This window comes from Thalassovita autumnalis (genome assembly GCF_001458255.1).
In the GTDB taxonomy this organism is placed as follows: Bacteria; Pseudomonadota; Alphaproteobacteria; order Rhodobacterales; family Rhodobacteraceae; genus Thalassobius; species Thalassobius autumnalis.
This window is the reverse complement of sequence record NZ_CYSB01000029.1, coordinates 136373-155115: the sequence shown is the minus strand read 5'-3', so window position 1 is coordinate 155115 and position 18743 is coordinate 136373. Positions and strand designations below refer to the sequence as shown.

The 18743-nt window shown below is 60.5% G+C and carries 23 protein-coding genes; 13 read left to right on the top strand and 10 right to left on the bottom strand.

Going from position 1 to position 18743, the window contains the following annotated elements:
• Positions 1-126: 126 nt before the first annotated feature.
• The 5 genes from TL5118_RS11095 to TL5118_RS11075 all read left to right on the top strand — a co-directional run bounded on the left by TL5118_RS11095 (position 127) and on the right by TL5118_RS11075 (position 4318).
• Positions 127-1821, top strand: a complete 1695-nt coding sequence (locus tag TL5118_RS11095; protein ID WP_058260787.1) for an acyl-CoA dehydrogenase — start codon at positions 127-129, stop codon at positions 1819-1821.
• Complete coding sequence (locus TL5118_RS11090; RefSeq protein ID WP_058245071.1) at positions 1818-2882, top strand: MBL fold metallo-hydrolase; 1065 nt, start codon at positions 1818-1820, stop codon at positions 2880-2882. Before TL5118_RS11095 ends, TL5118_RS11090 begins: the two co-directional genes overlap by 4 nt.
• A gap of 36 nt (positions 2883-2918) precedes the next feature.
• Complete coding sequence (locus TL5118_RS11085) at positions 2919-3380, top strand: DUF6173 family protein (RefSeq protein WP_058245070.1); 462 nt, start codon at positions 2919-2921, stop codon at positions 3378-3380.
• A gap of 111 nt (positions 3381-3491) precedes the next feature.
• Positions 3492-3626: an aa3-type cytochrome c oxidase subunit IV gene (locus TL5118_RS11080; protein ID WP_058245069.1), complete on the top strand. Its 135-nt coding sequence runs from the start codon at positions 3492-3494 to the stop codon at positions 3624-3626.
• Between the two features lie 56 nt (positions 3627-3682).
• Positions 3683-4318 (top strand): hypothetical protein, encoded by a 636-nt coding sequence (locus tag TL5118_RS11075; protein ID WP_179945300.1) that lies wholly within the window; start codon positions 3683-3685, stop codon positions 4316-4318.
• Positions 4319-4387: 69 nt separating this feature from the next.
• On the opposite strand, the gene TL5118_RS11070 is transcribed toward TL5118_RS11075, so the two are convergent.
• From TL5118_RS11070 to TL5118_RS11050, 5 genes are all read right to left on the bottom strand, one after another.
• Positions 4388-4720 (bottom strand): AzlD domain-containing protein, encoded by a 333-nt coding sequence (locus TL5118_RS11070; RefSeq protein ID WP_058245068.1) that lies wholly within the window; start codon positions 4718-4720, stop codon positions 4388-4390.
• A complete protein-coding gene (locus TL5118_RS11065) occupies positions 4720-5454 on the bottom strand; it encodes an AzlC family ABC transporter permease (RefSeq protein ID WP_058245067.1) in 735 nt (244 codons plus the stop codon). The genes TL5118_RS11070 and TL5118_RS11065 overlap by 1 nt, the downstream gene beginning before the upstream one ends.
• Positions 5455-5561: 107 nt before the next feature.
• Positions 5562-6569 carry a hypothetical protein gene (locus tag TL5118_RS11060; protein ID WP_058245066.1) on the bottom strand — a complete coding sequence of 336 codons (1008 nt, stop codon included), beginning with the start codon at positions 6567-6569 and terminating at the stop codon, positions 5562-5564.
• 28 nt (positions 6570-6597) lie between these two features.
• On the bottom strand, positions 6598-7068 hold the full coding sequence (gene greA, locus TL5118_RS11055) for a transcription elongation factor GreA (protein WP_058245065.1): 471 nt from the start codon (positions 7066-7068) through the stop codon (positions 6598-6600).
• 176 nt (positions 7069-7244) lie between these two features.
• A complete protein-coding gene (locus TL5118_RS11050) occupies positions 7245-7631 on the bottom strand; it encodes a VOC family protein (protein WP_058245064.1) in 387 nt (128 codons plus the stop codon).
• Between the two features lie 80 nt (positions 7632-7711).
• On the opposite strand from TL5118_RS11050, the gene soxR reads away from it, so the two are divergent.
• Together soxR and TL5118_RS11040 are read left to right on the top strand one after the other, a co-directional pair.
• Positions 7712-8203: a redox-sensitive transcriptional activator SoxR gene (gene soxR / locus TL5118_RS11045; protein ID WP_058245063.1), complete on the top strand. Its 492-nt coding sequence runs from the start codon at positions 7712-7714 to the stop codon at positions 8201-8203.
• 188 nt (positions 8204-8391) lie between these two features.
• Positions 8392-10044 carry an electron transfer flavoprotein-ubiquinone oxidoreductase gene (locus TL5118_RS11040; RefSeq protein ID WP_058245062.1) on the top strand — a complete coding sequence of 551 codons (1653 nt, stop codon included), beginning with the start codon at positions 8392-8394 and terminating at the stop codon, positions 10042-10044.
• Positions 10045-10103: 59 nt separating this feature from the next.
• On the opposite strand, the gene TL5118_RS11035 is transcribed toward TL5118_RS11040, so the two are convergent.
• Complete coding sequence (locus tag TL5118_RS11035; RefSeq protein ID WP_058245061.1) at positions 10104-10646, bottom strand: dihydrofolate reductase family protein; 543 nt, start codon at positions 10644-10646, stop codon at positions 10104-10106.
• Between the two features lie 170 nt (positions 10647-10816).
• Here TL5118_RS11035 and TL5118_RS11030 point away from each other — a divergent pair, with 170 nt between their 5' ends.
• Together TL5118_RS11030 and TL5118_RS11025 are read left to right on the top strand one after the other, a co-directional pair.
• On the top strand, positions 10817-12523 hold the full coding sequence (locus TL5118_RS11030; RefSeq protein ID WP_058245060.1) for a tetratricopeptide repeat protein: 1707 nt from the start codon (positions 10817-10819) through the stop codon (positions 12521-12523).
• A 10-nt stretch (positions 12524-12533) separates the two neighbouring features.
• Positions 12534-13343, top strand: a complete 810-nt coding sequence (locus TL5118_RS11025) for a 4-(cytidine 5'-diphospho)-2-C-methyl-D-erythritol kinase (RefSeq protein ID WP_058245059.1) — start codon at positions 12534-12536, stop codon at positions 13341-13343.
• Between the two features lie 3 nt (positions 13344-13346).
• Here TL5118_RS11025 and TL5118_RS11020 read toward each other — a convergent pair whose 3' ends face one another.
• Entirely contained in the window at positions 13347-14348 is a 1002-nt protein-coding gene (locus TL5118_RS11020) for a polyprenyl synthetase family protein (protein WP_058245058.1), read from the bottom strand.
• Positions 14349-14413: 65 nt separating this feature from the next.
• Between TL5118_RS11020 and TL5118_RS11015 the strand changes: the two genes are divergently transcribed.
• The 3 genes from TL5118_RS11015 (at position 14414) to TL5118_RS20920 (ending at position 15682) form a co-directional block, all read left to right on the top strand.
• Positions 14414-14629 carry a putative signal transducing protein gene (locus TL5118_RS11015; protein WP_058245057.1) on the top strand — a complete coding sequence of 72 codons (216 nt, stop codon included), beginning with the start codon at positions 14414-14416 and terminating at the stop codon, positions 14627-14629.
• An 11-nt stretch (positions 14630-14640) separates the two neighbouring features.
• Positions 14641-15393 carry a tRNA1(Val) (adenine(37)-N6)-methyltransferase gene (locus tag TL5118_RS11010; protein WP_058245056.1) on the top strand — a complete coding sequence of 251 codons (753 nt, stop codon included), beginning with the start codon at positions 14641-14643 and terminating at the stop codon, positions 15391-15393.
• A 115-nt stretch (positions 15394-15508) separates the two neighbouring features.
• A complete protein-coding gene (locus tag TL5118_RS20920; protein WP_082626421.1) occupies positions 15509-15682 on the top strand; it encodes a YdcH family protein in 174 nt (57 codons plus the stop codon).
• On the opposite strand, the gene yddG is transcribed toward TL5118_RS20920, so the two are convergent.
• Positions 15683-16546 (bottom strand): aromatic amino acid exporter YddG, encoded by an 864-nt coding sequence (gene yddG, locus TL5118_RS11005; RefSeq protein WP_058245180.1) that lies wholly within the window; start codon positions 16544-16546, stop codon positions 15683-15685.
• A gap of 50 nt (positions 16547-16596) precedes the next feature.
• The gene (locus TL5118_RS11000) at positions 16597-17544 is read right to left on the bottom strand and encodes a transcriptional regulator GcvA (RefSeq protein WP_058245055.1); all 948 of its coding nucleotides are present in this window, start codon (positions 17542-17544) and stop codon (positions 16597-16599) included.
• A 108-nt stretch (positions 17545-17652) separates the two neighbouring features.
• On the opposite strand from TL5118_RS11000, the gene TL5118_RS21385 reads away from it, so the two are divergent.
• Entirely contained in the window at positions 17653-17799 is a 147-nt protein-coding gene (locus TL5118_RS21385; protein WP_165590044.1) for a hypothetical protein, read from the top strand.
• A 75-nt stretch (positions 17800-17874) separates the two neighbouring features.
• Here TL5118_RS21385 and phbB read toward each other — a convergent pair whose 3' ends face one another.
• Positions 17875-18597 carry an acetoacetyl-CoA reductase gene (gene phbB, locus TL5118_RS10995; RefSeq protein ID WP_058245054.1) on the bottom strand — a complete coding sequence of 241 codons (723 nt, stop codon included), beginning with the start codon at positions 18595-18597 and terminating at the stop codon, positions 17875-17877.
• Between the last annotated feature and the right edge of the window lie 146 nt (positions 18598-18743).

Here is an 18743-nt window from a genome sequence, read left to right as displayed (position 1 = left end):
GTGCTCATGATCTATGACGCCGCGTTTTGATTGAGTGGACGGGGGGCTTCCGCCTAGGTTGCCCCGCAAATCAAATGCATACATGCGGCCCCTCCCGAATCCAAGCCGCAGCCAGGAGGAATACCAATGAGCTACCGTGCCCAGGTGGAAGATATCCGATTCATCTTCGACAATGTTGCCCCGGTCGAGCAGCTGCGCGCGACCGAGCGTTTTGCCGAGGTCAGCGCCGACCTGTCTGATGCTGTGCTCGATGGCATGGGCAAACTGTGTGAAGAGGTGATCTACCCCACCGCGCGTGATGGTGATCTGACCCCGGCCAAATTGGAAAACGGTGTGGTGCGCACCTCACCCGGGTTCAAGGAAGCCTTTGAAGCCATCGCCGAGGGCGGCTGGGTCGCTGTTTCTGGCCCGGAAGCGCAGGGCGGCATGGGGCTGCCGATTGCCTATACCACTGCGTTCAACGAAATGATGTCGTCCTCCAACATGGCGCTGGGGCTGTGCCCGCTGCTGACGCAGGGCCAGGTCGAGGCGCTGGAACATCACGCCTCGGACGAGCTGAAAGAGCGCTATCTGCCCAAGCTGATCAGCGGTGAATGGACCGGCACCATGAACCTGACCGAGCCGGGCGCAGGCTCCGATGTGGGCGCGCTGAAATCCAAGGCCGAGCCAAACGGCGATGGCACCTATGCAATTTCGGGTCAGAAGATCTTTATCACCTGGGGTGATCATGATTTTGGCGGCAACGTCTGTCATCTGGTGCTGGCCCGTTTGCCTGACGGCGTGAAAGGCACGAAAGGCATCAGCCTGTTCATGGTTCCGAAATATCTGCTGGATGAAAACGGCAACCCCGGAGTGGCCAATGACCTGAAGGTGGTCAGCCTGGAACATAAGCTTGGCATCCACGGCTCACCCACAGCGGTGATGCAGTTTGACGGCGCCAAGGGCTGGCTTGTCGGCGAAGAACACAAAGGCATGGCTGCGATGTTCACCATGATGAACAACGCCCGTCTTGGTGTGGCCTCGCAAGGGGTTGGTATTGCCGAAGCCGCCTATCAGAAGGCGCTGGATTACGCCAAAGAGCGTCAGCAGTTCGGCCCGATCGTGAACCACGCTGATGTGCGCCGGATGCTGATTGGCATGAAGGCCGATACCTCCGCGGCGCGTTCGATCGTGATGTCTTGCGCCATCGCCTTGGACATGGCCACCGCCACCGGCACGCCGGAATGGAAGGCACGCGCAGCCCTGTTGACCCCAATCGCCAAATCCTTCGCCACCGAAGTGGGCATCGATGTGGCCGAGCAGGGTGTTCAGGTCCACGGCGGCATGGGCTTCATCGAAGAAACCGGCGCGGCCCAGTTCAGCCGCGATGTGCGCATCACTGCGATCTATGAGGGCACCAACGGCATTCAGGCGATGGACCTTGTGGGCCGCAAGATGATGGACGGGGGCGAAGCCGCCAACGTCCTGCTGGATGAGATTGAGGCCGAGGTGGAAGCCGCCCGCGCCGCCATGCCGGAGCTGGCCGAGCCTGTCTGGCAGGCCTGCGAGTCGCTGCGCGAAGCAGTGGAATGGCTGGTCAGCCAGACCGATATGAACACCCGTTTTGCTGGCTCCGTGCCCTTCCTGATGGCCTTTGGCCGGGTGCTGGGCGCCTATTACCATATGAAGGCCGCGCTGGCTGAGGGCGGCGAAGGCCCACGGTCGAAACTGGCGCGGTTCTACATCCGCCGTCTGCTGCCGCAGCATGTCTCTTATCTGGAACATGCACGCGCTGGGGCCGATGACCTCTACGCCTTCAGTCTGGAAGAACTGGAAGCATGAGCTTGGATACCAAATCGGAACGCGCAGCCCTTAACGGGCTGCGTTATCCTTTTGAGGCCCCGGAAAACGGCAGCGCCCTAGAGGTGGCCGAAGGGGTTCTGTGGATCCGAATGCCCCTGCCCATGGCGTTGGATCACGTCAATATCTACGCGCTGGACGAAGGCGATCACTGGACGATTGTGGATGCAGGCGTCTATTCCAAACGTTCGGTCGCGATCTGGGAAAATCTGCTGGCCGGTGCGTTGGGTGGGAAACCGGTGGGGCGGGTGATCCTGACCCATCACCACCCCGACCATGTTGGTGCCGTGGGCTGGTTCCGCGACCGTTTTGATGCCGAGCTGCTGACCACCCGCACCGCCTTTCTGACGGCGCGGATGCTGATCCTGGATGAGGAGGCTGAGCCGACAAAACAGGCGATCGCCTATTGGCGCAGCGCCGGCATGTCCGAAGAGGTCATGCAGAAACGTCTGAACGAACGGCCGTTCAACTTTGCCGACATCAGCCACCCGCTGCCTGTGGGCTACACGCGGGTCCGTCAGGGCGATGTGATTCGGGCTGGCGGGCGCGATTGGGACGTCCATATCGGGAATGGCCACGCGCCCGAGCATCTGACGCTCTGGTCGCGTGATGACAATCTGGTGATCTCGGGCGATCAGATCCTGCCCTCGATCAGCCCCAACATCGGTGTCCACCCGACAGAGCCTGAGGCCGATCCCTTGGGTGAGTGGCTGGAAAGCTGCCTGCGCCTGCAACCCCTCGCGCGCGAGGATCATCTGGTGCTGGGTGGCCATAAAACACCCTTCACCGGGCTGCCACTGCGCATGCATCAGCTGATTGAAAATCACCACGGCGGATTGCGCCGCCTGTTACAGCATCTGGAAAAGCCACGCACCGCGGTGGAGTGTTTTCCGCCGCTGTTCAAACGCAGCATTGATGGCGGCACTTACGGGCTGGCGATGGTCGAAGCGGTTGCGCATCTTAACCATCTGCATCACACAGGTGAGGTAACACGCGAAAGACGGGCGGATGGGGCCTGGCTGTGGCAGCGTAAGGCGCCATAACCGCCTCTCCTCGCCCTGAAAGGGAAGGAACGCGCGATGGACGACGAAATCCGCACCTCGGCTGAGGTTCATGAAACCACCGCGCTGCCGCGCCGCCATGAGGTGCATGCCGATCCCGATGCCCCCGCAGCCAAAGTGGATCGCGCTGTCCCTGCCGCTGTTGCCGCAACGCCGGTGCAGCAGAAAAGCGCGGCCCAATGGGCCTATGAGCGCCTGATCCTCTACATCCAGAACTTTGAACAGACCCTGGATCAGAACCATGAGGTCGCCATGGGGTTCGCCGGCAGCAATGCCGGTGTCCTGCGGATCGAAGGCATGGGGTATTTCGACCCTGATATCGTGACCTTCTACGGATCTGATGAGGCGGGCACCAAAACCCAGCTGGTGCAGCATGTCAGCCAGCTGAGCGTCATCCTGCGCGCCCTGCAGAAGCAGCCTGAAGCACCTGAGCCCAATCGTATCGGCTTCCGTCTGGCGGCGGATCTTGAGAAAGGCTAAGCGTCAGGAGGCGTCTGTGAAAATGGGCGCATCTGTCGTGGTGACACCCGTTGAAAAATCCGCTAATCAGCGTTGAACAGCGAAATATCAAGCCAACAAAAGGACGTGACTATGGCTGAGCACAAGCATGGTGAAATGGACATCGAAGTTCAGGAAAAGACCTATGAGGGCTTCATCAACTTCACCAAATGGTCGGTTGTGGCAATCATCGCCATCCTGATCTTCATGGCTCTGGTAAACGCCTAAGCTTTGATCCGGCCCTGATCTGCAAAGGTCCGGGCAAACCCGAGTGGGGGACCGCGATGCGTAATGTGATGCTTGCGATGGCTGCAGTATCGATGCTGTCGGCCTGTGTGGTGAAACAGGATCCCCCCATTTCGGACGAGGTGCTGGCGGCCTCGGTCTATCAACACGACGGGCCGCCGCGTCTGACCCTTTTCACCATGATCAACAACCGGACGGGCCGCGGCGCGCATACCTCGCTGATGATCAACGGCTCGCAGCGGGTGATCTTTGATCCGGCCGGGTCGTTCCGCAAAGGTGGGATCGTGACCCGGGATGATGTTGTCTACAACGTCACCCCTCGCCTGGCCGACATCTACACCCGGTTCCACGCCCGCCAGACCTACCATGTCGTGGTACAGGAACTGGATGTCAGCGCCGAGGTGGCCGAACAGGCGCTGCAGCTGGCGCTTGCGCGCGGTGAGGTGCCGGACGCCTATTGCGCCAATTCCACGTCTGAGCTGCTGGCAAAGCTGCCCGGCTTCGAAGGGATCAAGAAAACTTGGTACCCCAAGGACCTGTCCGAACAGTTCAATCAGATCCCCGGCGTCAGCCGCTCGGAGCTTTATGAATACGACGATGGTGACCGTTTCAAAGCGCTGGAAGCCTTTGACGCTGAACGGGTGCGTGACAACATGGCGGCCAACGGCCACTAACCCTGTCAGAACATCCTGAAGATATCGCCCGGTCTGATCTCAGGCCGGGTTTTTCTTATCGGGTTCTGCTTACCCCAGAAGGTACAGCAGCGCGTAAAGCGTTGCGGCGCCTGCAACAATCGCGGCGAGCACATTCTTGGTCACATAGCCCACCGCAAGCGTTACAATGCCGGCCAGAACCCGTGGCAGATCAAAGCTGCCGCCGGTGGCAGGGGGCCAGACGACCAGCGGGGCCACAAGACCCGGCAGGATCGCCACGGCCGTATAGCGCAGGTGGCGCAGCGCCCATTCCGGCATCTGACGATCGCCGATCAGCCCGATAAAGACAAAGCGCAGCGCAAAACTGCCTAGCCCAAGGCCGATGATCACGGTCCAAAGCGCGGTAGATGAAATCTCGGTCATCACTTGGCCTCCTGCGGGGTGGGGGGGGTGGTTCCGGTGCGGCGTTCCAGCCACAGCTCAACCTGTGCCCCGGTGATCATTGCACCCAAACCGGCGACCAGCAGGCCCAGATTATAGGGCAGGAAGGCAAAGGTCAGCGACAGCACCACAGACATCAGCGCCGCCGCACGATGGGCGCCTGTGCGCAGCATCGGGCCGGTCATCGCGATGAAGGTGATCGGCACGGCAAAATCCAGCGCCAGACCGTCCGGGATGCCACTGCCCACCCAAGCGCCGGCAGCCGTCGCCACATACCACAGCGGGCAGATCATCACGACCGCGGCGAAGAAGTAGCGCACCTTGTCCTGCGTGGTCCAATGCGGATTGCGCTCATAGGCGGCGATGGCGCAGGCATAGCTTTGATCGATGGTGAAATAGGCAATGATCGCCCGCTGCCACAGCGGGGCAGGGCCCACATGCGGCGTTAGGGAGGCCGAATACATCGCCATGCGCAGATTGACCGCCAGCGCTGAGGTCAGCACCAGAAAGGTAGGCACATGTTCGGTCAGCAGCTGCAGCGCGGTGAACTGGGCCGCGCCCGCGATCACCACAACGGAGAAGCTGAGCGCTTCAAACATGTTAAGTCCGGCCTCAGCCGAGACCACACCGAAAAGCATACCGAAGGGAATCACCACGGCGATGAAGGGCAGGCCGTCTGTCAGGCCTTGCCGGATAGGGGAGGCAGAGGAACGCATGGTTGACCAAAGTTAATTATTTTTCTCTGGGTAACGGCGCAACACGGCAGATGCAATCCCATGCTCTGTGCATTGCGGCACATTGGGGGCTGCGCTACGTCCTGAGCTTAATCGAAGCTGCCCGCAACACGTCCCAACAGCATGAAAGCCCGCGCCGTGCGGGTTTCCGACAGGGCGGTGATCTCGGCATCCGTTGCCGTGGCTTCAAAGTCCTGGAACATCCGGTCAAAGCGGCGCAGGAAATGATGCGCCGTGTCGCGAAAAATCGGATCTTCCTTCATCCGGCCCGCGCTCAGCGCCAGTGAGCTGCGGTCGTGAATGCCGCCGATCTTGGCCACAACCCGTCCGCGTTCGCCTTGGGCAAAACGGCGCCAGATCTCGGGCTTGCAGAGGTCAGGGCGCAGATCGTCCATGTAGATCCCATCCTGACTGAGCAGCGTGAGGATATCCTGGCTGGCCTGGATCAGCAGCGATGCATCGCGGTCCTTCAGCGCCCGACGCAGCGCGGCGAACCCTTCTTCGTCCTCAGCCGTGTCAGGGAAGTTCAGCGCCCGCACAAATGTCGCGCGCGACAGCGGCGGTGAAAGCTCTTCGGCCGGGGTGCCCAGCGGCAGGTCGCCCTGATCTTCCTCAGGTGCTTCAGGGGCGGGTTGACTTGGGCGCAGCACCTCGCGGTCCCGCGAGGAGGTGAAGGTTGCCAGCGCAGTTTCCGTCTTGCGCTGTGCTTCTGCAATTTCTTCCAGCTTTTTCGCAACCGTTGCCTCGGTCTGCGGGGTATTGCCCTGCGCCTGCGCCACATAGGCGTGGCGGATGGCATCAATGGCGGCCTGCAGGCGGGCGCTTTCTTCGCGCATCACCCGGCTGGACCGCGCCGCCGTTGCCCCGACCCAGATCATCGCCACGGGAAGGAACACCACCAATAGCGTCATCAGGAACCGTAGGCTGTCAGGCTCTGCCGGGGCTTCGGGTTGCGGCAATGTGACAAAGAACCAGCCCGCCCCCAGAACCCAGATCACGCTCAGCGCAATAGCGACCAGTTCGACACCGGTGATCCGCGCCTGGCTTGGCTTGTCATAAAGGCCCATAGGGGTTGGGTTACTGCGTTTGCCGGTCATTGCCGCGACCTGTTTTTGTCTGATGGGATCAGATGTATTCGATTTTCAGCACTTCGTAGGAGCGCATGCCACCGGGGGTGCGGACCTCAACGCTGTCGCCGTCTTCTTTGCCGATCAGGGCACGGGCGATGGGTGATTTGATGTTCAACAGGCCCTTTTCAATGTTGGCTTCGTATTCGCCAACAATTTGCCAGACCTTCTCTTCATCGGTGTCTTCATCCACCAAGGTGACGGTGGCGCCAAACTTGATGGCCCCCGAAAGCGAGGTGGGATCAATTACATCCGCCAGCGAAATAACGCCTTCCAGCTCTTTGATGCGCCCTTCGATGAAGCTCTGTTTTTCGCGCGCCGAATGGTATTCGGCGTTTTCCGACAGATCGCCCAGCTCACGCGCTTCGGCGATGGCTTTGATGATGGTCGGGCGCTCGACAGATTTCAGGTGCTTCAGCTCGGTTTCCAGCGCTGCAAACCCGCCGTGGGTCATCGGTATCTTTTCCATGGGCCCCTTTTCCATGAGAAGGGGCGGCGGGTCGGATTGCGACCCGCCGCCTTGTTATTGTTGCTTGGTAAATACCTGACCCAAACCGGGGGCGAAATGCAAGGGCAGCCGGGCATTCGGTTGGCAAATTTGTGCCGTTTGGGCGCGGTTTAGGCCCAGTGTAAGCCCGGTGCAGATCAGGCGGCGTAGCTGACAACTTCGAATTCAATGCCATCGGAATCGTGGAAGTAGAACCGCCTGCCGGGTTCGTAATCGCCGTGGTTGCCCGTGGTGAAACCTGCGGCTTTGACGCGATCCTCGACCCCATCCAGATCATCGACAACCACGGCCAGATGGTTCAGCCCACCACGGACGGTATAGCTGTTGTCATGGCCGTCTTTGGCCGTATCACCGGGGGTGTAAAGCGCAAGGTATGAGGTCTCATTGCCGACATGGATGGTGTAGCCGCCATTGATGGCCGCCCCTTCCCAGCGGATTTTCCAGCCAAAAACCTGGCCTAGCCATTGGGCTGTTTTCTGCGGATCGGACACGGTGACGTTGGCGTGTTCAAGGCTGACATTCATGATAATTTCCTTTCATTTGTTGATTTATCAGTCTCTTGCAGGCTAGTTTCTGAAGTACACTTTAGGTCAAGGGATAAGAAATGACGCAAAACAATCGGTTACGCCTACGATCCGGGCTATCGATCGGGGCATTGGCGGAACGCACCGGCCTCGCCGTCTCGGCAATTCGGTTTTACGAATCCGAAGGGCTGGTGCATCCGTGGCGCAATGCCGGCGGGCAGCGGCGGTTTGAACGATCGGACATCCGGCGGCTGTCTTTTGTGATGATCGCGCAGAAATTTGGCTTCTCCATCGCGCGGATCCGCGAGGTGATGCAGCGTCTGCCGGATCGCCGCACACCCAACGCCGCCGACTGGCGCCAGATCTCGGAAGAGTTCCGTGAGGAGCTGGACAGCCGCATCGCAGCATTGGAACGGATGCGCGACAAGCTGGATGGCTGTATCGGCTGCGGCTGCCTGTCGATGAAGGCCTGCGCGCTTTATAACGATGAGGACAAAGCCCATGAGAAGGGCAATGGCCCGCGCTACCTCCTGGGGGATGAGGTGGCAACGCGCCCACCAGCGCAGGATTGAGGACGATTCCAAATGGATTTTCCCGTCAGGTCAGAAAACGGGCCGTAAACAGCTGGTAAAAGGCCGGAAACAGCACCCCACCAGGCGGTTGTGACGATTTAACGTGTCGTCGCAATTGACGAACAATGCTGCAGCGCGGTAACCACGGGCGAAATAAAGTTTCGCGCCGCATCCAAGGAGGGCCACCCATGTCGGAAATCGAACGGGAAGCAATGGAATATGACGTTGTCATCGTAGGTGCAGGCCCTGCCGGTCTGTCCGCCGCGATCCGTCTGAAACAACTGGATGCCGATCTGGACGTTGTTGTTCTGGAAAAAGGCTCCGAGGTTGGCGCGCATATCCTGTCGGGTGCTGTGTTGGATCCTTGCGGTCTGGATAAGCTGATCCCGGACTGGAAAGAAAAAGGCGCACCGCTGAACGTTCCGGTGACCGAAGATAACTTCTACATGCTGGGCGAAGCCGGCGAAGTGCGCATCCCGAATTTCCCGATGCCGCCCCTGATGAATAACCACGGCAACTACATCGTCTCCATGGGCAACGTCTGCCGCTGGATGGCGGAGCAGGCCGAAGAACTGGGCGTTGAGATTTTCCCGGGCATGGCGTGTTCGGAACTGGTTTATGGCGAGCAGGGCACCGTCAAAGGGGTGGTTGCAGGTGAGTTCGGCAAAAACGCTGACGGCACCCATGGTCCCAGCTATGAGCCGGGCATGGAGCTGCACGGCAAATACGTCTTCCTGTCCGAAGGTGTGCGCGGGTCGCTCTCCAAAGAGGTGATCGAACGCTACGGCCTGTCGGATGGCAAAGAGCCGCAGAAGTTTGGCGTCGGCATGAAAGAGATCTGGGAGATTGATCCGGCCAAACACAAAGAGGGCACCGTCACCCACACCATGGGGTGGCCGCTGGGCTCAAACGCGGGTGGTGGTTCCTTCGTTTATCACCTGGAAAACAATCAGGTCTACGTCGGCTTCGTGGTTCACCTGAACTACAAGAACCCGCATCTGTTCCCCTACATGGAATTCCAGCGCTTCAAGCATCATCCGATGATCGCTGAGCTGCTGAAGGGCGGCAAACGTGTGGCCTATGGTGCGCGTGCGATTTCCGAAGGCGGCTATCAGTCGATGCCGCAGATGGTGGCGCCCGGCGTCGCGCTCTTGGGCTGTTCGGTCGGCATGGTTAACGTGCCGCGCATCAAGGGCAACCACAACGCCATGCTCTCGGGCATCGCGGCGGCTGAGGCGGCAAATAACGCGATCAAGGCGGGCCGCTCCAGCGATGAGCTGCATGATTATGAAACCGAGGTGCGCAAAGGCGCCATCGGCAAAGACCTGAAAAAGGTCCGCAACGTGAAACCGCTGTGGTCCAAGTTCGGCCTCACCGCCTCGCTGACGCTGGGTGGTTTTGACATGTGGTTCCAGACCCTGACCGGTGGCTTCTCGCTGTTTGGGACGCTGAAGCACGGGAAGACTGACGCCGCAGCCACCGAACCGGCCTCGGTGCATAAGCCGATTGACTACCCCAAGCCTGATGGCACGCTCAGCTTTGACCGTCTGACCAACGTCAGCTTCTCCTTCACCAACCACGAAGAAACCCAGCCGCCGCATCTGCGTCTGGCCGATGACACCGTTCCGATTGGGAATAACCTGCCGATGTATGATGAACCGGCGCAGCGTTACTGCCCGGCCGGCGTCTATGAGGTGGTTGAGAAGGACGGCAAAAAAGAGTTTGTGGTGAACTTCCAGAACTGCGTTCACTGCAAAACCTGTGACATCAAAGACCCCGCCCAGAACATCACCTGGGCCTGCCCGCAGGGGGGCGAAGGGCCAAACTATCCGAACATGTGATCCCTTCGATCACCACCCAGATCAAGGGCGGCCCATTGGGTCGCCCTTTTGCATTCCGGTCAGGATTTCACCCGGTAATGCACCTGCAACAAGCCGCTGCTGAGGGTCAGGCTGCGCACAAGTTCAAGATCCACATCCTGATCCAGCGGCCCGAAAAGGGGTTTGCCACGGCCCAGCAGGATCGGGATTTGCGTCAGGATCAAATCCTCGATCAACCCGGCCCGCAGGAAGCTTTGAATGACCTGTCCCCCATCGATATAGGCGCGCGCCCAGCCCTCAGCCTCCAGCTCCTCCATCAAGGCGGTGGGGTCTTTCCGGGTGATTCGGACCTTATGCTGCAAATCGTCGCGAATATCGGCATCGGTCATGGTCTGGCTCATCACCACGACGGGTTTGGTGTAGGGCCAATCGCCAAAACTGGCGACGGTGCGAAAACTGCCTGACCCCATCACCAGCCCATCCATGCCGCTGAAGAAGCTGTTGTAGCCGCCATCCTCATCAACATCGGGCTGGGGCTGTTTCATCAGCCAATCCAAGTTGTTGTCTTCGCGCGCAACGAACCCATCAAGGCTGGTTGCGATGTAAACATGTCCCGTGGTCATCAGATCCCTCCGTGCTGCGTCACATCTAGGACGCTTGCGGGGGGCTGGCAAATCGCGCGCTGAGTTAACGCCCTGTTCACGCAACCGACAGATCCTAAGGCTTCTGTTTGCCTTTATCCGCAGGGTCGTTAATTTAACCTTTGAAACAGGCATCAAACGGGCAGGTATTCATGCGCAAAACGGTATCGGGACTCATTCTGGCTGCAGTCATGGGATTGGCGCCATTCGCGGCGCAGGCACAGGGACTGGCCGGGGCTTACCTCGCCGCGCGCCATGCAGGGATGACCGCCGATTTCGAAGCCGCAGCGGATTACTACACCCGCGCCTTGGCCCGTGATCCGGGCAACCCGCAGCTGCTGGAATCCGCCACCCACGCGCAACTGGCGCTGGGTCGGTTGGATCGCGGCGTGCCAATCGCGCGCCGTCTCGATGCCGAAGGGCTGGCCAGCCAGATCGCCAATATGGTGCTGATGGCAGATGCCGCCGCCAAAGAGGACTTTGCCACTCTGATCACCCGCGATGATGAGGGGAAAGGTGTTGGTCCGCTGATTGACGGTCTGGTGCGGGCCTGGGCCTTGATGGGTCAGGGCGATGTGTCGGATGCAATGACAGCGTTTGATCTGGTTGCAGAAGAACGCGGTCTGGGCGGTTTTGCCAACTTCCACAAGGCCTTGGCGCTGGCGCTTGTCGGTGACTATGAGGCGGCCGAGGCGATCTTTGCCGATCCCGCCGTTGCCGGTCTCAACCGCACCCGCCGGGGTGTCATTGCCCATCTCGAAATCCTCAGCCAGCTGGAACGGGGGAACGAGGCGCTGCAGCTGATCGAGGCACAGTTTGGTCAGGATCTGGATCCCGAACTGCGGGGCCTGCAGGCGCAGCTGAAGGCGGGCAAACCGCTGCCCTTCAACAGCGTCACCTCCGCCCGCGATGGCCTGGCCGAGGTTTACTATACCGTCGCCGCCGCGCTGAGCAATGAGGCCGAGGGTGACTACACAATCCTCTATTCCCGCGTTGCAGAATACCTGCGCCCCGACCACACCGAGGCGCTGCTGCTTTCGGCGCAGCTGCTGGATGAATTGCAGCTTTATGATCTGGCGGTGGAAACCTACGGCCGGATCGGATCTGACAACGCGTCCTTCCATGCGGCGGAACTGGGCCGCGCGGATGCGCTGCGCCGTGGTGGCCGGATTGATGAAGCGGCTGAGGTTCTGACCGCCCTGGCCTCCAGCCACGGGGATCTGCCGGTGGTGCATGTCACGCTGGGCGATCTGCGGCGCCAGACCAAGGAATTTGACGCAGCCGTGCGCGCCTATGATGCGGCCCTGGCGCTTTATGAGGTTGAAGAGCCCGGTCAGTGGTTTGTCTATTACGCCCGCGCCATCAGCTTTGAACGTCTGGACCGTTGGGAACAGGCCGAGGCCGACTTCCGCAAAGCACTGGAGCTGAACCCGGATCACCCGCAGGTGCTGAACTATCTGGGCTATTCGCTGGTGGAAAAACGCATCAAGCTGGACGAAGCGCTGGATATGATCGAACGCGCGGTCGCTGCCCGTCCAAACAGCGGCTACATCGTCGATTCGCTGGGTTGGGTGCTCTACCGCCTCGGCCGCTATGAAGAGGCGGTGCCGCATATGGAACGCGCCGCGGAACTGATGGCCGTTGATCCTGTGGTGAATGACCACTTGGGTGATGTGCTCTGGGCTGTCGGCCGCCATCGTGAAGCTGAGTTCCAGTGGAAACGCGCCCTGTCGTTCATCGATCCTGATGACGTGCCCACCGATATCTCGCCCGACCGTGTGCGTGAGAAACTGGAGATTGGGCTGGACGCCGTGCTGGAAGGTGAAGGCGCGGCGCCGCTGCATGCGGTGAAGGACTGATCCCAAGACCATGGACAAGCTTGAGGGCTTCGCGCCCGCCAAGATCAATCTGACGCTGCATGTCACGGGCCAGCGGGCTGATGGCTATCACCTGCTGGATTCGCTGGTGGTCTTTGCAGACGTTGGGGATCACCTGACCTGTCGGCTGGGCGAAATGTCCTTGGCGGTCAGTGGCTCGATGGCGCAGGGCGTGCCGGTCGGCCCCTCCAACCTTGTGTTCCGCGCGGCGGAGCTGATGGGGGCGCAGGCTACCATAACGCTGGAAAAACACCTGCCCGCAGCCGCCGGAATTGGCGGTGGGTCCTCTGATGCAGCAGCTGCCCTGCGGTTGCTGGCGGATCTGACTGGACGCGCCGTGCCGGATCAGGGGGTGAGCCTTGGCGCGGATGTGCCGGTCTGCATGCTGGCCCGCGCGGGTTTCATGCGGGGTATCGGTGAGGAGGTGACCCCGGTCGACCTGCCGCCGCTGCACGCGGTCTTGGTCAACCCCGGCGTGCCGGTGCCCACCGGCGCGGTATTTGGCGGGCTGGCCAGCAAGGATAACGCCCCGATGGAGGCGCTGCCGCAGGGCATCAGCGTCGATCAACTGCTGGCCTGGCTTTCCCGGCAGCGCAATGATCTGGAGGCGCCGGCGATTGCGGCGCAGCCGGTGATCGCTGATGTTCTACAGGCGTTGCGGGAAAGTGGCGCGGGACTTGCTCGCATGTCAGGCTCGGGCGCGACCTGCTTTGGGCTTTACCCGGACAGCAAAAAGGCGGCTGACGCCGCCCTTGCATTGGCCCACCCCGGTTGGTGGGTGCAAGCCACGGTTTTGTCCTAGCCGTCAGTTGATCCGCGCGACCACGTAATCGGCAATCTCAATCAGCAGCTGGCGCACCGGATGATCCGGCAGCACCTGCAGGGCATCCTTGGCCTTGGTGGCCCAGGCCAGCGCATCCTGACGGGTTTCTTCCAGCGTATTGTGTTTGTTCAGCAGGCTCAGCGCGTGCTCCAGATCGCCCTCTTCCTGGCGGCCCTTTTCAATGGTGCGCACCCAGAATGCACGTTCTTCAGCGTCGGCTTTGGCAACTGCTTTGATCACCGGCAGGGTCAGCTTGCGTTCGCGGAAATCATCCCCGACGTTTTTACCCGTCGCAGCGCTATCACCCTGATAATCCAGCAGATCATCCACAATCTGGAAGGAGATGCCCAAAGCATCGCCATAGTCAAACAGCGCTTTCACCTGCTCTTCTGGGGCCTCAGCGATGACGCCGCCCACCTCGGTTGCAGCGGAAAACAGCGCGGCGGTCTTGCCGCGCACGACCTGCAGATAGATATCTTCATCCGTGGCCAGATCGGTGGCCGCGGTCAGCTGCAGAACCTCGCCTTCGGCAATTGTGGCCGAGGAATTGGACAGGATCGAAAGCACTCGCAGGTTGCCCGGCTCAACCATCATCTGGAATGAGCGCGAGAACAGGTAATCACCGACCAGAACCGACGATTTATTGTCCCACATCAGGTTTGCCGTCGGACGGCCACGACGTTGGGCGCTTTCGTCGACAACATCATCATGCAGCAGTGTTGCGGTGTGGATGAACTCCACCGTGGTGGCCAGATGCACATCATATTGGCCTTGGTAGCCGCACAGATCTGCCGCCGCCAAGGTCAGCATCGGACGCAGCCGTTTGCCGCCCGCATCGATCAGATGCGCGGTCACCTGCGGGATGCGCGGCGCGTGTTCGGACATCATGCGGGAATGAATCATCTCATTCACCGCCACCAGTTTGGTTTCCAGATGCGCCGCCAGACGCTCATGTGGTTTTGTGCTTGCGTGATCCAGGTTCATCTTGTCCCGCCCATGACGCTTCTTGTCCTCGACAAATCCGCACGTCATGCCCATATTTCCCCGATATGAAACAACTGCTTCGAACCACCGACCCGACGTCGATTGCCTTTGCCAAAGCGCTGCTTCAGGGGGAGGGTATAGACTGCTTTGAAATGGACGTAAACATGAGCGTCCTTGAGGGCAGCATCGGCATTTTGCCGCGCCGTCTGATGGTGCATCCTGACGACCTGGAAGAGGCCGAACAGGTGATGCGCGACAACGGTATCGCGCTGGAGGGCTGAGGCCGTTTCAGATGGCTGATCTGACCCACAATGATTTCCTCAACGGGGCCGTGAAGGCCTGGCAGCCGGCCAAAGGCTATCGCGCCGGGGTGGATCCTGTGTTGCTGGCGGCGTCCCTGCCTGCAAAGCCAGGGCAGCGTGCGCTGGAGCTGGGCTGCGGTGTTGGTGTGGCCTCTCTCTGCCTGTTGGCGCGGGTGCCAGGGGTCACGGTGACCGGGCTGGAGCTGCAGGAGGAGTATGCCCAACTGGCCCGCCGCAACGCTGCTGAGGCGGTCGCGGCCTTTGACGTTGTCACCGGTGATCTGACCCAACTGCCTGAGGGGCTGCGCCAGCAGCAGTTCGATCACGTTTTCGCCAATCCTCCCTATTTTCAGCGTGACCGGTCGACCGCGGCGCAGGATACGGGGCGTGATATCGCCTTTGCCGGGGAAACGCCCTTGGCGGATTGGGTGGCGGTGGCGGCAAAGCGCTGCAAGCCAAAGGGCTATGTCAGCTTCATCCAACGGGCGGAACGCCTGCCCGAGTTGATCAGCGAAATGGGCGGCGTGTTGGGGTCGCTGCAGCTGTTGCCGCTGATTCCCCGCGCGGGACGTGAGGCGCAGCTGGTCTTGATCCGTGGGCGCAAAAACGGCCGCGCTGACTTTCGCCTGCATGAGGGTCTGGTCCTGCATCAGGGCGCGCAGCACGGCAGCGATGGCGAAGACTATGCGCCTGTTATTCAGGCCGTTTTACGCGATGGCGCGGCGCTGCCTTTCCCAGTGTAAGTCCCGGTGTAAGCAAATCGCCGCTTGGGGCCTGTTTGCGCTGCACTGCAGCGTGACAGGGGCGACGATCTATGATCGACTGAGAGTCTCGCACTAACATTGAGAGGAGAATTATATGGCCTTGAGTTCGCATATCGAAGAACTGAAGAAAAAACACAGTGCCCTCTCGCATCAGGTCGAAGAAGCGCAGCGCGCTCCCGGCACGTCGGATGCGGAAATTGCCGAAATGAAAAAGCAGAAACTGCGCCTGAAGGAAGAAATCGAACGGCTCAGTACCGCAACCGCCTGATCACTTTTTCAAGCTGGCGCGGGCAGCCAATCCCGCGCCACCCGTGATCAGCAAAGCCGCCAGCCCCAGGGACCAGCTTGGGGCGGCGATGCCAAACCCCACCAAAACCAGTGTCGACAGCAAAGGTGCCGCGTAGGAGCTGACACCAAGCAGCTGAATGTCGCCGCGTTTCACCCCGATATCCCAGACGTAGAAGGCCAGGCCCACAGGCCCCAGCCCCAGTGCGATGGCCGATCCCCACCCCCAGAGGCCAACCGGCCATTGGGTGGTTTCCGTTGCCAGATGCAGCAGCGCCGACAGAACAGCAGTTGCGATGCAAAACACTGCCACAGCCTCGGTCGGGATGTCGCCCAGTTTGCGCGACAGGACGGAATAGCCGGACCAGAACAGCGCGCATCCCAGCGCCAGCAGATAGCCGGGCAGGGCGCTGGCATCAAAGCCGCTGCCGCCACCTTGGATTATCAGCGCGGCGCCTGCAAAGCCGATGATCCCACCAATGAAATGTCCCGCCCGCAGTTTTTCCCCTGGTAACAGCCCGGAAAACAGCACGATCAACAGCGGCCAAAGGTAGGCGATCAGCCCGGCCTGCGCAGGGGGCGCTAGCCGCAGGGCGCTGAAATAAAGCGCGTGATAGCCAAAAAGGCCGATCGTGCCAAAGGCATAGACCTTCAGCGGCACCGCCCGCAGCTTGCCTGCACCACCGGTGACACCGGTCCAGATCACCCCCAAGGTGCCGCCGATGGCAAAGCAGATCGCGTTCAGCAACAGCGGCGGCGTCGGGGCCGTGCCCACCGTAAACAACGCCAGCAGCGCCCAAAGCAGCACCGCAACAAAGCCGATGGCCGTGGCGCGGGATCGGGACATCGTCTGTGTGCCGCCCGTAGCGTTGGGGGCGGGGGAATTGGCGTGGCTGGTCATGGGGCGGGAACGTCCTCTACCGGGATAATGGTTAATGCGTTGTGAACAGAAATGGTTTTGGCGATTTCTGCAAGCATCCATTCCCGCAGTGCCACTATATGTGGACGGTTTTCCGTCCCCTTCCGACAGAGGAACCGGAAGTGCGCTTTTGTCCCGAGGCCCACCCCATAAGGGGCCACCAGCCGGCCATCATAGATGTCCTTGATCACCATGGCGCGGCGGCCCAGCACCACGCCGCCACCGGCAAGGGCCGCGTCCACCGCGTGGTCCGCCCCGGAAAAATGCAGCCCGTGTGATGGGGTGAAATCCACCCCCATGGCACGGAACCATGCAGGCCAGTCACAGGCGGGTTTGAGGAAATCAGTCGATTCATCAAAGATCAGCGGCGCTTTGGTCAGGCTTTCGGGTGTGGGATACCGCTCTGCCATTTCGGGCAGCATCACCGGGGTGAACCATTCGCTGCTCAGCTTTTGCGACCAGACGCCATGGTCGGGGCCGTAGCCAAACCGGATCGCCACATCGACCTCATCCCGCTCAAAATCCATCATCCTCAGGCTGGCGGAGAATCGCAGATCCACCTCAGGATGGGCGCGGGCAAATTCATAAAGGCGCGGCGCCATCCATTTGGCGGTGAAGGCCGGGCCTGCGGTGACGTTCAGCGTCGTATTGTCCTGCAGCCGCCGGGTGGCACGCCAGGCATTGGTCAGGGTCTGAAACGCCTCGGATGCGCCCGGTGACAGGGCGCGGCCCGCTTCGGTCAGTTCCACCGCGCGGTTAAGACGTATGAACAAAGGCGTGCCCAAATGCTCTTCAAGGGATTTGATCTGATAAGACAGCGCTGCGGGCGTCACATGCAATTCCTCCGCCGCTTTGGCAAAGGACATATGGCGCGCAGCCGCTTCAAAGGCACGAAGGGAGGTTAGGGGCGGTAGACGATCAGACATATCAGTTAAATACAGCTTAACTGACGCCTTGGAAACTCTCGTTTGTCGCAGCCCGGTATAAACCGCATATTAGGGTCAGTTCAGACATCTTAATGACGGAGATACCCGATGATCGAAGTTGCCCAGACCCGCCAGAGCCAAGCCGCCTACGCCGCACGTGGTGCCGCCTTCGTTGGTCTTTTCCGCGCCCTGTTTCGTTCCGCTGCGCCTGCCAAGACCTCGGCCGGTACTTACGGAACCGTCCCGCTGACCTGATCTTCAGGACTTACGAGACGAAAAGGCCGCCCACGGGAAAACCGGGGCGGCCTTTGTCACATCTGGCTCTGGGGATCAGACGAAGAACTGACCACCGTTGGCCGAAATGGTGGATCCGTTGATGAAACCCGCCTCATCAGACGCCAGGAAGGACACGCAGCGCGCAATCTCATCCGGTTCGCCCAGACGGCCGGTGGGGATCTGACCGATGATCGACTCGCGCACCTTTTCCGGCACGGCCATGACCATTTCAGTGGCGATGTAGCCGGGGCAGATGGCGTTGGCGGTGATGCCCGCGCGGGCGCCTTCCTGTGCCAGCGATTTCACAATGCCCAGATCGCCGGCTTTGGTGGCGGCATAGTTCACCTGGGCGAACTGGCCCTTCTGCCCGTTGATCGAGGAAATCACGATCACCCGGCCAAACTTGCGCTCCCGCATGCCGGGCCAGATCGGGTGCACGGTGTTGAACACACCGGTCAGGTTGGTGTCGACCACCTGATGCCACTGTTCCGGTGTCATCTTGTGGAACGGTGCGTCGCGAGTGATGCCGGCATTGGCCACCACCACATCGATCGGGCCCAGGTCCGCTTCAACTTTGGCGATACCTGCGGCGCTGTCCTCGTAAGAGGCGACATTCCATTTGTAGGTCTTGATGCCGGTCTCCGCAGTGAAGGCTGCAGCGGCGTCGTCATTGCCTGCATAGGTCGCGGCAACCTCATAACCTTCGGACTTAAGCCGTTTGGAAATTGCGGCGCCGATCCCGCGTGATCCACCGGTTACAAGTGCAATTCGTGCCATGGTCTTCTCTCCGTTCGGAAATTGGGTTGGTAATAGTGTTACGTTGTGATTTTCTTTTAAGCAATATTATTTCGCGATCAATTTGGGGTCTGTGGCAGTTTTTCGCACCTGCAGCACAGGCTGCCCAAAAAAAGGGCGCCGTGATG

Coding starts and splice junctions, on each gene's coding strand:
- TL5118_RS11010 (WP_058245056.1), top strand. CDS start 14,641: ATGGCTGATCTGACCCACAATGATTTCCTCAACGGGGCCGTGAAGGCC.
- TL5118_RS11095 (WP_058260787.1), top strand. CDS start 127: ATGAGCTACCGTGCCCAGGTGGAAGATATCCGATTCATCTTCGACAAT.
- TL5118_RS11080 (WP_058245069.1), top strand. CDS start 3,492: ATGGCTGAGCACAAGCATGGTGAAATGGACATCGAAGTTCAGGAAAAG.
- greA (WP_058245065.1), bottom strand. CDS start 7,068: ATGGAAAAGATACCGATGACCCACGGCGGGTTTGCAGCGCTGGAAACC.
- TL5118_RS11025 (WP_058245059.1), top strand. CDS start 12,534: ATGGACAAGCTTGAGGGCTTCGCGCCCGCCAAGATCAATCTGACGCTG.
- TL5118_RS11050 (WP_058245064.1), bottom strand. CDS start 7,631: ATGAATGTCAGCCTTGAACACGCCAACGTCACCGTGTCCGATCCGCAG.
- TL5118_RS11020 (WP_058245058.1), bottom strand. CDS start 14,348: ATGAACCTGGATCACGCAAGCACAAAACCACATGAGCGTCTGGCGGCG.
- TL5118_RS11040 (WP_058245062.1), top strand. CDS start 8,392: ATGTCGGAAATCGAACGGGAAGCAATGGAATATGACGTTGTCATCGTA.
- TL5118_RS21385 (WP_165590044.1), top strand. CDS start 17,653: ATGATCGAAGTTGCCCAGACCCGCCAGAGCCAAGCCGCCTACGCCGCA.
- TL5118_RS11075 (WP_179945300.1), top strand. CDS start 3,683: ATGCGTAATGTGATGCTTGCGATGGCTGCAGTATCGATGCTGTCGGCC.
- phbB (WP_058245054.1), bottom strand. CDS start 18,597: ATGGCACGAATTGCACTTGTAACCGGTGGATCACGCGGGATCGGCGCC.
- TL5118_RS11015 (WP_058245057.1), top strand. CDS start 14,414: ATGAAACAACTGCTTCGAACCACCGACCCGACGTCGATTGCCTTTGCC.
- TL5118_RS11070 (WP_058245068.1), bottom strand. CDS start 4,720: ATGACCGAGATTTCATCTACCGCGCTTTGGACCGTGATCATCGGCCTT.
- TL5118_RS11030 (WP_058245060.1), top strand. CDS start 10,817: ATGCGCAAAACGGTATCGGGACTCATTCTGGCTGCAGTCATGGGATTG.
- TL5118_RS20920 (WP_082626421.1), top strand. CDS start 15,509: ATGGCCTTGAGTTCGCATATCGAAGAACTGAAGAAAAAACACAGTGCC.
- TL5118_RS11065 (WP_058245067.1), bottom strand. CDS start 5,454: ATGCGTTCCTCTGCCTCCCCTATCCGGCAAGGCCTGACAGACGGCCTG.
- TL5118_RS11060 (WP_058245066.1), bottom strand. CDS start 6,569: ATGACCGGCAAACGCAGTAACCCAACCCCTATGGGCCTTTATGACAAG.
- soxR (WP_058245063.1), top strand. CDS start 7,712: ATGACGCAAAACAATCGGTTACGCCTACGATCCGGGCTATCGATCGGG.
- TL5118_RS11085 (WP_058245070.1), top strand. CDS start 2,919: ATGGACGACGAAATCCGCACCTCGGCTGAGGTTCATGAAACCACCGCG.
- TL5118_RS11035 (WP_058245061.1), bottom strand. CDS start 10,646: ATGACCACGGGACATGTTTACATCGCAACCAGCCTTGATGGGTTCGTT.
- TL5118_RS11000 (WP_058245055.1), bottom strand. CDS start 17,544: ATGTCTGATCGTCTACCGCCCCTAACCTCCCTTCGTGCCTTTGAAGCG.
- yddG (WP_058245180.1), bottom strand. CDS start 16,546: ATGTCCCGATCCCGCGCCACGGCCATCGGCTTTGTTGCGGTGCTGCTT.
- TL5118_RS11090 (WP_058245071.1), top strand. CDS start 1,818: ATGAGCTTGGATACCAAATCGGAACGCGCAGCCCTTAACGGGCTGCGT.